This is a genomic window from Brevundimonas sp. UBA7838, from assembly GCF_002500885.1.
Lineage (GTDB): Bacteria > Pseudomonadota > Alphaproteobacteria > Caulobacterales > Caulobacteraceae > Brevundimonas > Brevundimonas vesicularis_C.
In genome coordinates, this window is record NZ_DLTK01000033.1 from 337 (window position 1) to 10,836 (window position 10,500).

The 10,500-nt window shown below is 66.3% G+C and carries 10 protein-coding genes; 5 read left to right on the plus strand and 5 right to left on the minus strand.

The window, feature by feature from the left end:
* Positions 1–123 precede the first annotated feature (123 nt).
* Positions 124–345 (plus strand): DUF3126 family protein, encoded by a 222-nt coding sequence (locus B3T77_RS02040; RefSeq protein ID WP_039243756.1) that lies wholly within the window; start codon positions 124–126, stop codon positions 343–345.
* 80 nt (positions 346–425) lie between these two features.
* Here the strand turns inward: B3T77_RS02040 and B3T77_RS02045 are convergent, their stop codons facing one another.
* On the minus strand, positions 426–677 hold the full coding sequence (locus B3T77_RS02045) for a DUF2164 domain-containing protein (protein ID WP_292076687.1): 252 nt from the start codon (positions 675–677) through the stop codon (positions 426–428).
* Positions 674–2,581 (minus strand): ABC-F family ATP-binding cassette domain-containing protein, encoded by a 1,908-nt coding sequence (locus B3T77_RS02050; RefSeq protein ID WP_292076689.1) that lies wholly within the window; start codon positions 2,579–2,581, stop codon positions 674–676. The genes B3T77_RS02045 and B3T77_RS02050 overlap by 4 nt, the downstream gene beginning before the upstream one ends.
* A 151-nt stretch (positions 2,582–2,732) precedes the next feature.
* Here B3T77_RS02050 and ndk point away from each other — a divergent pair, with 151 nt between their 5' ends.
* Together ndk and B3T77_RS02060 are read left to right on the plus strand one after the other, a co-directional pair.
* Positions 2,733–3,152 (plus strand): nucleoside-diphosphate kinase, encoded by a 420-nt coding sequence (ndk, locus tag B3T77_RS02055; protein WP_017504672.1) that lies wholly within the window; start codon positions 2,733–2,735, stop codon positions 3,150–3,152.
* Positions 3,153–3,363: 211 nt separating this feature from the next.
* The gene (locus tag B3T77_RS02060) at positions 3,364–3,564 is read left to right on the plus strand and encodes a YMGG-like glycine zipper-containing protein (RefSeq protein ID WP_017504673.1); all 201 of its coding nucleotides are present in this window, start codon (positions 3,364–3,366) and stop codon (positions 3,562–3,564) included.
* 88 nt (positions 3,565–3,652) lie between these two features.
* Here the strand turns inward: B3T77_RS02060 and B3T77_RS02065 are convergent, their stop codons facing one another.
* Both B3T77_RS02065 and purN read right to left on the minus strand, forming a co-directional pair.
* Complete coding sequence (locus B3T77_RS02065; protein ID WP_292076693.1) at positions 3,653–5,722, minus strand: M13 family metallopeptidase; 2,070 nt, start codon at positions 5,720–5,722, stop codon at positions 3,653–3,655.
* 87 nt (positions 5,723–5,809) lie between these two features.
* Positions 5,810–6,412 carry a phosphoribosylglycinamide formyltransferase gene (gene purN / locus B3T77_RS02070; RefSeq protein WP_292076695.1) on the minus strand — a complete coding sequence of 201 codons (603 nt, stop codon included), beginning with the start codon at positions 6,410–6,412 and terminating at the stop codon, positions 5,810–5,812.
* Positions 6,413–6,554: 142 nt separating this feature from the next.
* On the opposite strand from purN, the gene B3T77_RS02075 reads away from it, so the two are divergent.
* A complete protein-coding gene (locus B3T77_RS02075; protein WP_292076697.1) occupies positions 6,555–8,165 on the plus strand; it encodes a S10 family peptidase in 1,611 nt (536 codons plus the stop codon).
* A gap of 23 nt (positions 8,166–8,188) precedes the next feature.
* On the opposite strand, the gene purM is transcribed toward B3T77_RS02075, so the two are convergent.
* Positions 8,189–9,226 (minus strand): phosphoribosylformylglycinamidine cyclo-ligase, encoded by a 1,038-nt coding sequence (gene purM / locus B3T77_RS02080; protein ID WP_292076701.1) that lies wholly within the window; start codon positions 9,224–9,226, stop codon positions 8,189–8,191.
* Between the two features lie 79 nt (positions 9,227–9,305).
* Here purM and rnd point away from each other — a divergent pair, with 79 nt between their 5' ends.
* Complete coding sequence (gene rnd, locus B3T77_RS02085) at positions 9,306–10,454, plus strand: ribonuclease D (RefSeq protein WP_292076705.1); 1,149 nt, start codon at positions 9,306–9,308, stop codon at positions 10,452–10,454.
* The last annotated feature ends 46 nt before the right edge of the window (positions 10,455–10,500 follow it).

Here is a 10,500-nt window from a genome sequence, read left to right on the forward strand (position 1 = left end):
TTCGGCGGGGTCAAGCGGCGCAGTTCGCAATGGTGGATGAAGTATCTCTGAAGCGGGAAAATGCGCGGCGCCGGTTTCCCTGAACCGCCGATGTCTCTAGGGTCCGCCGCCAACGTCCAGACCATGAGGCCCCCCGTGAAAGACACCGACCTGAAGCGCATCGAGGCGCACCTCAAGCGTACCTTCAACACCGGCGGCATCATCGTGAAGGCCCGCCCCAAGCAGAATGACTCGGCCGAGGTCTATGTCGGCGACGAGTTCATCGGCATCGTCTTCGAGGATGAGGACGAGGAAGGCTCGTTCATGTTCGAAATGGCGATCCTGGCCGAAGACCTTCCGGCCTAAAACGCCGACCGATCCGACCGCTCGGCGTGAATGCGCCGGGCGGTTTTCGTTTGCGCCGACCCGTTCAGCGATGCGGCCGGTCAGCGCGTCGGGGCCGCGCGTTCGAGGCCATACAGCGCCTCGACGATGTCCTCGGCCTTCTGCTGGACCAGTTGCTGGGCGTCGTGGACGCCGCGATTGTAGAAGGCGCCGCCGATCTCCTTCCCGATAAAGTCCAGCAGCATCTCGGCCGGAAGCTGGCCGAGTTCCTGATCCAGTTCTCGGGCGAAGTAGTTGCGCAGTTTGGCGGTGATCGCCGCGCGGTCTTCCTTGGAGAATTCGATCGGTTTCATGCGACCTCGGCGAGAGCTTCTTCGGCGGCGACCCAGGCGGCTTCGGCGGCGGCCAGATCGGCCTCGGTCTTGGCGCGCGCGCGCGTCAGGCCTTCCAGAGCCTTGGGATTGCTGACCGAGGCGGTGGCCATGTCGTCGTCGATACGGGCGATCTCGGCCGTCAGGCGGGTCATGGTCTCCTCCGCCTTCTTGACCGCGTGGCGCAGGGTCGAGGGCGAGGGGCCGGATCGCTTCTTGTTGCCCCTATCGTTCGCGCCGCGGGCGCTCTCTGCTTGAGGGGAGCCTGAGTTCGCCTTGGCCTCTTCCTTCTTGATCTGGCTAGGCTTGGCGATGGCCTGTTTGGCGCGGTCGAGGACGAATTTGGCGTAGTCGTCCATGTCGCCGTCGAACGGCTTGACCGTGCCGTCGGCGGCCAGCCACAGGCGATCCGCCACCATCTCCATCAGCGAGCGGTCGTGGGTGATCAGGATGACGGCGCCGTTGTAGTCGTTCAGCGCGTCCAGCAGGGCGCGGCGACTGTCGATATCCAGGTGGTTGGTCGGTTCGTCCAGGATCAGGACGTGGGGCGCGTCCATCGCCACCATGTTCAGCAACAGCCGCGCGCGCTCGCCGCCCGACAGGCTGTCGACCGTGGTCTCCTGCTTTTCATAGCCCAGGCCGAACTGGGCCAGTTTGGAGCGGCGGGCGCTTTCGGGCGCATCCGGCATGGCGCGGCGGATGATCTCCAGCGGCGTGTCGGTCGGGTCCATCGCCTCGATCTGATGCTGGTGGAACCAGCCGACGCGCATCTTCCTGTCGCGGTGAAGCTCGCCCTCGAACACGTTCAGGGCGCCGGCGATCATCTTGGCGAAGGTCGACTTGCCCGCGCCGTTGACGCCCAGCAGGCCGATGCGGTCGTCCAGGTCCATGCGCAGGTTCAGATTGCGCAGGATCGGCTTGCCCGGCTCATAGCCGACATTGGCCCGCTCCAGCCGGATCAACGGCGGCGCCAACGGACGCGGCGGCGAGGGCAGGGTGAAGGGGGCGACGCGCTCCTCGATCGTGGTGGCGACGGGCTGCATCTTCTCCAGCCGCTTCATGCGCGACTGGGCCTGGGCGGCCTTGGAGGCCTTGGCCTTGAAGCGATCGACGAAGGCCTGAAGGTGGGCGCGCTCGGCGTCCTGCTTGGCCTTGGCCGACAACTGCAGCCGGGCCTTTTCGGCGCGGGCCTTTTCGAAGGCGTCGTAGTTGCCGGTGTAGAGGGTCAGGGTGTGGTTCGCGAGGTGCAGGATGTGCGTGCAAACCTCGTTCAGCATCTCGCGGTCGTGGGAGATGATAAGGGCGGTGTGCGGGTATTTCTTTAGCCGCGCCTCCAGCCACAGGGCGCCTTCGAGATCGAGGTAGTTGGTCGGTTCGTCCAGCAGCAGCATGTCGGGCTCGGCGAACAGGGCGGCGGCCAGGGCGACGCGCATTCGCCAGCCGCCCGAGAACTCCGACATCGGCCGGGCCTGGTTTTCCTGATCGAAGCCCAGACCGACCAGGATTTCGGCGGCGCGCGCGGGCGCGGCGTCGGCGTCGATCTCGATCAGGCGCGACCAGATCTCGCCCATCTCTTCCGGTTCGGCGGTCTCAAGCCGGCCCAGCAGGGTGTGGCGTTCGACGTCGGCCTCAAGGATGGTGTCGATGACGCTGACGGGGGTCGCCGGATGCTCCTGATCGACCGAGCCGATACGGGCGGTCTTGGGCAGGCTGATCTCGTCGCCGGCGGCGTGAAGCTCGCCCAAGATCAGCTTGAACAGGGTCGATTTGCCGATGCCGTTGCGGCCGACCAGACCGACCTTGGAGCCGGGCGGCAGGCTGACGGAGGCGTCCACGAGAAACTTGCGGCCCCAGGCGTTGAAGGTCAGGTCGGTGATCTGGAGCATTGCGGCGAAGGTTCTTCGGTTGGTCGGCGTCCCTCAATCGGCAGGTCGCCATGCGGCGTGCGTCAGGGATGCAAAAAGGGACGGTTGGAAACGCGGGAGGTGGTCGCTATAAGCCCGCGACACTCAATCTCCCAACAAGAAGTCAATTCCCATGACCGAACGTACCTTCTCGATCATCAAGCCCGACGCCACGCGCCGCAACCTGACCGGCGCGATCAACGCCGTGATCGAAGGCGCGGGCCTGCGCATCGTGGCCCAGCGCCGCGTCAAGCTGACGACCGAACAAGCCAAGAAATTCTATGAAGTGCACGCCGAGCGCCCGTTCTACGGCGAGCTGGTCGAGCAGATGACGGCCGAGCCGGTCGTCGTTCAGGTGCTGGAAGGCGACAACGCCGTCGCCGCCTATCGTGAAGTCATGGGCGCCACCAACCCGGAACAGGCCGCCGAAGGCACCATCCGCAAGCAGTTCGCCCTGTCGATCGGTGAAAACTCGGTCCACGGTTCGGACAGCCAGGACAACGCCAAGATCGAGATCGCCCAGTTCTTCACCGACGACCAGATCGTCGGCTAAGCGCTCAAGTCGCGAGGAACCGCGTTCCGAGCGTAGCGCGAGCACAAGGCGCTCAAGCCGCGAGGGACCGCGTTCCGAGCGTAGCGCCGAAACAAAGCGATGCGAGAGCGAAGTCTCTCGCATAGCGTGACTATATAGGCCCGCGCCCGGAACCGGACGCGGGCCTTGTCGTTTGGTGGTCATTATCTCGTTCGTCTCCCGGAGAAGACCCATGAAGACCATGATCAAACTGGCCCCCGTCATCGGCGTCGTGGCCCTGCTGGCCGCCTGCGGCCAGACGATGGAACAACGCGCCGCCACCGGCGCCCTGGGCGGCGCCGTCGCCGGTCAGGTCATCGGCGGCAACACGGGTTCGACCGTGGCCGGCGCCGCCATCGGCGCCGTGGCCGGCGCGGCGACCAAGCCCCGCTAAATCAGGCTCAGTCTGGGGCGAAAGCCCGGATGACAAAAAGGCCCGGAGCGTCGCTCCGGGCCTTTTCTACGTCTGACCTCTGGCGCCTTTACCAGATGCGGGCGCGGGCCTCGGGCGCGATATATTCCTTTTGGTCCGGCGAGACGCCGAAGGCCGCATACCAAGCGTCGATGTTGCGCGGCGAGGTCGCGGCGCGCACCGGGCCGGGCGAGTGCGGATCGGTGGTCAACTGCTCCTTCAGCGCCGCCTCGCGCGACTTCTCGCGCCAGACCTGCGCCCAGCCCAGGAAGACGCGCTGATCGCCCGTAAGCCCGTCGATGACCGGCGCCGGCTGGCCGTCCAGAGACTTGTGATAGGCGTCCAGGGCCAGCAGCAGGCCGCCCAGGTCGGCGATGTTCTCGCCCATCGTCAAGTCGCCGTTGACGTGCACGCCGGGGATCGGCTCCAGCTTGTCATAGATGTCGCCCAGCACCTTGGCGCGCGCTTCGAAGCGGGCGGCGTCTTCCGGCGTCCACCAGTCGCGCAGCACGCCGTCGCCGTCCGACTTGCGGCCCTGATCGTCAAAGCCGTGGGTGATCTCATGGCCGATGACCGCGCCGATGCCCCCGTAGTTGACGGCCGGGTCCGCGTTCGGATCGAAGAAGGGCGCCTGGAGGATGGCGGCCGGGAAGACGATCTCGTTGCGCGGCGGGTTGTAGTAGGCGTTGACCGTCTGGGGCGTCATGCCCCATTCCAGCGGATCGACCGGCTTGCCGATCTTGCCGCGCTTGTAGGCCCATTCGAAGGCCGACGAGCGTTCGACGTTGCCGTACAGATCGTCGGCCTTCAGCTCCAGTCCGTCATACGAGCGCCACTTGTCGGGATAGCCGATCTTCACCCCGAACTTGGACATCTTGTACAGGGCCTGCTCGCGCGTGGGCTCGCTCATCCAGTCCAGGGTCTTCAGCCGCTCGGTCATGGCGTCGCGGATGTTGCCGACCAGGGCTTCCATCTGGGCCTTGGACGAGGCGGGGAAGTGCAGGCGGACGTATTCCTGGGCCAGGACCTCGCCCAGCTGGCCATCGACCAGAGCCACGCCCCGGTTCCAGCGCGGACGGTTTTCGGGTTGGCCGCGCAGCGTCTTGCCGCGGAAGTCGAAGCGGGCGTCGACGAAGGCCTTGGACAGATAGGGGCTGGCCTGATCGACGACGTTGAACGCCTGCCAGGCCTTCAGCGTCTCGATGGGGGTGTCGGCGAACACCTGGGCGATGGCGGGGATGGCGGTGTTTTCCATCAGCACCAGGGTGTCGACGTTCGACACCTGGGCGCCGGCCAGGAAGCCGGCCCAGTCGAAGCCGGGAGCCAGGGTCGTCAGGTCCGAGGCCTTGGCCGGGTTGTACAGCTTGTCGATCTGGCGACGCTCGACCGTCGTCCACTGCTTGTCGGCGACCTTGGTTTCGAAGGCGAGGATGTCGGCGGCGGTCTTGGCCGGGTCGGCCCAGCCGATGGCGGTCAGGGTGGTCGTCAGATAGGCCAGATAGGCCTCGCGCTGGGCGGCGAAGTCGGGCTTCAGATAGTAGTCGCGGTCCGGCAGGCCCAGCGATCCCTGACCCAGATAGGCCGAGTTCAGATTGGGGTTTTTCAGATCCTCGAACACGTCGATGCCGAACAGGGAGCCGCCGAAGCCTGAATGGCTCTCACCCATCAGGCGCGCCATGCCGGCGTGGTCGGTGACCCCCTTGACGGCGGCGAGGTCGGCGGCCAGCGGCGTTGCGCCCAGCTGCTCGATCTTCGCCTCGTCCATGAAGCTGGCGTACAGGGCGCCGACCTTGCGGGCGTTCTCGTTGGCGGGATTGGCGGCGCTGGTTTCGATGATCGACTTCAGCTGGGACTGGGCGTTCTCATACAGGACGTCGAACGGGCCGAAGCGCGACTTGTCGGCCGGAATCTCGGTCGTGCGCAGATAGGTTCCGTTGGCATATTCGTTGAAGTCGTCGCCGGGCTTCACCGAGGTGTTGCGACCGGCCAGATCGAAGCCCCAGGCGCCGAAGGGGCTGTGGGCCGCGCCGGCCATGCCGTGCGAATGCTGGGCCGAAGCGTCCTGAGCAGAGGCCGCGCCGCCGGTGAGAGCGACGACGATACAGGCCGAGCAGGCGGCCATCAGACGAATGCGAGTCATGGATAGAGAGGGTCCCGATTGAGGTCGGGCGCACCATTGCGCCGGTGCGGCGGTCTGTCGCATGACGTTTTTGTAATCTTCGCGCCGCTAAGGGCGGGGCAGGTCTCGGCAGAAGCCGGCCAGCACCTGCGGGTAAAGCTGATGCTCCGCCGTCTTGACCCGTTCGGCCAGAGCCTCGGCCGTGTCGCCCTCGACGATCGGCACGCGCGCCTGGCCCAGGATTGGGCCTTCGTCCACGCCCTCGGTCACCAGATGGACCGTGCAGCCGGCCTCGGCGTCGCCGGCGGTGATGGCGCGGGCGTGGGTGTCCAGACCCGGATAGAGGGGCAGCAGGCTGGGGTGGATGTTCAGCATCCGCTCGCGCCAGCCGCCGACCAGCCAGGGCGTCAGAACGCGCATATAGCCGGCCAGCGCTACGACCTCGACGCCGGCCTCGCGTAGGATCGCGTCCACCGCCCGCTCATGCGCCTCGCGATCCTTCCCGAACGGTTTGTGCGCCACGGTCGCCGTCGCCACGCCCTTGGCGGCCGCAATCGCCAGACCGCCCGCGCCCTCGACGTTCGACAGCACCAGCACGACCTCATAGCCGCTGTCCGGCGCCTGACCGGCGTCGATCAGAGCCGCCATGTTGGAGCCCGCCCCCGAGATCAGGACGGCGACGCGGACGGGCGGGGCGGCTTGGGGTGACATGGCGCCTCGCATGACGGGGCGGGCGACCATTGGCAAGTTTCAAACGCGATCCGCCCTTGTTGTCGGCTGGATTCGGGCGTTAGCGTGTAACGCCGACCGCATGGCGAGGGGTCGTGGGTCGGCGCGTACAGGGGACTATCGCATGAAAAGACTGATCTGCCTCGCGGCCATCGCCGCGATGCTGGGCGCGCCCGTGGCGGCGCTGGCCCAGGAAAGCGGGACCAACAGCAGCAGCAACAATGGCGGGGGCGCCGCGATGCGATCCGCAACCGACCGGTTCCGCAACGCCAACGCCGAGGCGATCGAAAAGGACTGGGCGCGCGCACCGGTCGAGGAGACCGAGGTCACGACGGCCCATTCGGTCAACGCCCACGGCAAGACGCTGCGCTATCACGCCACGGCCGGCACGCTGACGATCCGCGACGATGCGGGGATGCCGACCGCCAGCCTGTTCTACACCGCCTATACGCTGGACGGTCAGCCGGTTGGGACGCGGCCGGTGACCTATCTCTACAACGGCGGACCAGGCTCGCCGACCGTGTGGCTGCATATGGGCTCGTTTGGGCCGATGCGGGTCCAGACCGATGAGCCGACCGTGGTGCGGCCGGCGCCCTTCGCCTTCGGCCCCAACGACCAGACTCTGCTGGATCAGACGGACCTGGTTTTCATCGACATGGTAGGCGCGGGCTTCTCGCGTCCGTTGGGCGAGACGCCGGGTTCGACCTTCTGGGGCGTGGACGGAGACGCCGACGCCTTCGCTCGCGCCATCATGCGCTACACGACCAAGTTCAGCCGTTGGTCCAGCCCGAAATACATTATCGGCGAATCCTACGGCACGCTGCGCACCGGTGCGGTGGCGTTCCAGCTTGAAGATCGCGGGATGTCGCTGAACGGCGTGGTGCTGCTGTCGTCGATCATGAATTACGGCGTGCGTCAGCCAGGCTATCCGCAGAACTTCGTCACCCTGTTGCCGACCTATGCGGCGACGGCCTGGCATCATCGCAAGCTGGCGAATCCGGCCGCGACGGTCGAAGAGCAGGTTCAGCGCGCGCGTGACTTCGCCTTAGGACCTTACGCCTCGGCCCTGGCCAAGGGGCACATGATCTCTGACGCCGAGCGCGCGGACATCGTGCGTCAGATGAGCGACCTGACCGGCCTGTCGACCACCTTCATCGACAACGCCAATATGCGCGTGGACCTCGGCGCCTTCCGCAAGGAACTGCTGCGCGACCGGCGCCAGACGATTGGGCGGCTGGACACCCGCTACATGGGTCTGGACGAGGATGCGGCGGGCGGCGAGCCGGAGGATGATCCGTCCAGCTCGGCCGTGACGGGGGCCTATTTCGGCATCTTCCGCGACTATGTGGCCAATGAACTGAACTACAAGACCGACGTCGAATACCGAATGTCGGCGCGGGGCTTGCCGGGCTTTAACTGGAACTGGAGCCACCGTCCGCCGGTGGGAGGGCCGCAAACCACGCCGAATACGGCGATTGATCTGGCCACGGCGATGCGACGAAATCCGTATCTGAAGGTGATGTCGCTGAACGGCTATTATGACGCCGCCACGCCCTTCTTCTCGACCGAGTTCGATCTGGCGCAGATGATGCTGGAGCCCAGCCTGCGGCCGAACCTGGAGTTCACCTACTATGAGGGCGGGCACATGATGTACCTCAGCCACGACGCTCTGGTGAAGCTGCACGCCGACCTGTCGCGCTTCTACGCCGAGACGGCGAACGGCGGGGTCCGGTAAGCCCCGCGGGACCTGGGAGCGGCTTAGGCCGCTTCCAGTTGTCCGCAGACGAAAGCGACTTCGCCGGCGTTGAGGAGGGCGGCCAGCACCGGCTCGGCGTTCTCGGGCGCGACGATCAGGATGAAGCCGACGCCGCAGTTGAAGGTGCGGCGCATTTCGTGGTTGCTGATGCCGCCGGTTTCGGCCAGCCACTGGAAGACGGCGGGCATAGGCCAGGCGTTCCAGTCGAAGCGAGCCTGCAGACCCTCGGCGATGCAGCGGGGCGGGTTTTCGATCAGGCCGCCGCCGGTGATGTGGGCCGCGCCCTTGACCAGGCCCGCCTTTATGATCGGCAGCACCGGCTTCACATAGATGCGGGTCGGCTCCATCAAGGCCTGGGCCAGCGAGCGGTCCTTAGCGAAAGGGGCGTCGTCGCCCCAGGCCAGGCCGGACTTCTCGACCACCTTGCGCACCAGCGAATAGCCGTTGGAATGCGGGCCGGTGGAGGCCAGGCCGATGATGACGTCGCCGGCCGCCTGGCGATCCAGATAGGGCAGGGCGTGGCCGCGCTCGACGGCGCCGAGACTGAACCCGGCCAGATCGTAGTCGCCCTCGGTGTACATGCCCGGCATTTCGGCCGTCTCGCCGCCGACTAGGGCGCAGCCGGCCTGGCGACAGCCCTCGGCGATGCCGGCGACGACGCGGCGGGCGGCGTCGATCTCAAGCCGGCCGGTGGCGTAATAGTCGAGGAACAGCAGGGGTTCGGCCCCTTGGGCCAACAGGTCGTTGACGCACATGGCGACCAGGTCGACGCCAACGCCGTCATGACGGCCGGTCTCGATGGCGATCTTCAGCTTGGTGCCGACGCCGTCCGTGGTGGTGACGATCAGCGGATCTTCGAAGCCGGCGGCCTTGAGGTCGAACAGGGCGCCGAATCCGCCCAGCGAGGGGTCCGATCCGGGGCGCGCCGTCGATTTCGCCAGCGGCTTAATATGTTCGACCAGCATTTCGCCCGCGTCGATGTCCACGCCCGCATCGGCGTAGGTCAGACCGTTTTCGAGAGGCTTTTGGGTGTCGCTCATGGGATCTCGGGCCTGAATCGGGGCGGAAATGCAGCGCGGCTCTTGCCACAGGTAGGATGCGCGGGGCTATAGCATCGGAATGACGCCGATCACCACCACCGAGGCGCTGGCCGATTTTTGCGCCCGCGTAGCCAACGCTCCTTTCATCACGGTCGACACCGAGTTCATGCGGGAAACGACCTATTGGCCGAAGCTCTGCCTGATTCAGGCGGCCTCGGCTGATCACGCCGCCACCATCGATCCGATGGCGGAGGGGCTGGATCTGGAGCCGTTCCTGGAGCTGTTGCGCGACGAGAAGATCGTGAAGGTCTTCCACGCCTGCCGACAGGACGTGGAAATCTTCGTGCGCCTGGGAGCCATGCCCAAGCCGATGTTCGACACCCAGGTCGCCGCCATGGCCGCTGGGTTCGGCGAACAGGTCGCCTATGATTCGCTGGTGCGGCAAATGCTGCGGATCGAGGTGGACAAGGGCAGCCGCTTCACCGACTGGGCGCGCCGGCCGTTGTCGGAGAACCAACTGGTCTATGCGCTGGGCGACGTGACCCACCTTGCGGCGCTGTATCCCAAGCTGCGCGACCGGCTGCAGAAGGAAGGCCGGCTGGAGTGGGTCATGTCGGAGATGGAGAGCCTGACCGATCCGGCCCTCTACGACACCAATCCGGAAAACGCCTGGAAGCGGCTGAAGCCCAAGAAGTTCTCGGCCAAATATCTTGCGGCGTTCAAGGCCGTCGCCGTCTGGCGCGAGCGGGCGGCGCAGGAGCGCGACCAGCCGCGCGGCCGCATCCTGAAGGACGAGGGCATCGACGAGATCGCCCAGCAGACTCCGACGGATGTCGAGGCTTTCAATCGCCTGCGCTCGGTGCCCAAGGGTTTCGGTGGTTCACGGCTGGGTCTGGAACTGGCTGAGGAGCTGAAGCGGGTTCTGGCCGATCCCGAATCGCATGCGCCCGAGATGGAGCGCCCCGCCCACCGCCAGCCGGCCCCGCCGTCGGTGGTGGAACTGTTGAAGGTTCTGCTGAAGGCCAAGAGCGACAACGCCGGCGTGGCCTCCAAGCTGATCGCCACCGTGTCGGACCTGGAAAAGATCGCCATCAGCGACGACGCCGACATCGACGCGATGAAGGGCTGGCGCCGCCAGATTTTCGGCGAGGACGCGCTGAAGCTGAAGCGTGGCGAGATCGCCCTGGTGCTGAACGGCGCGCGGGTGGAAGTCGTCGAGATCGAATAGGGGCGAGCGTCTCCTCCCCATGCAATGGGGAGGGGGACCGCGAAGC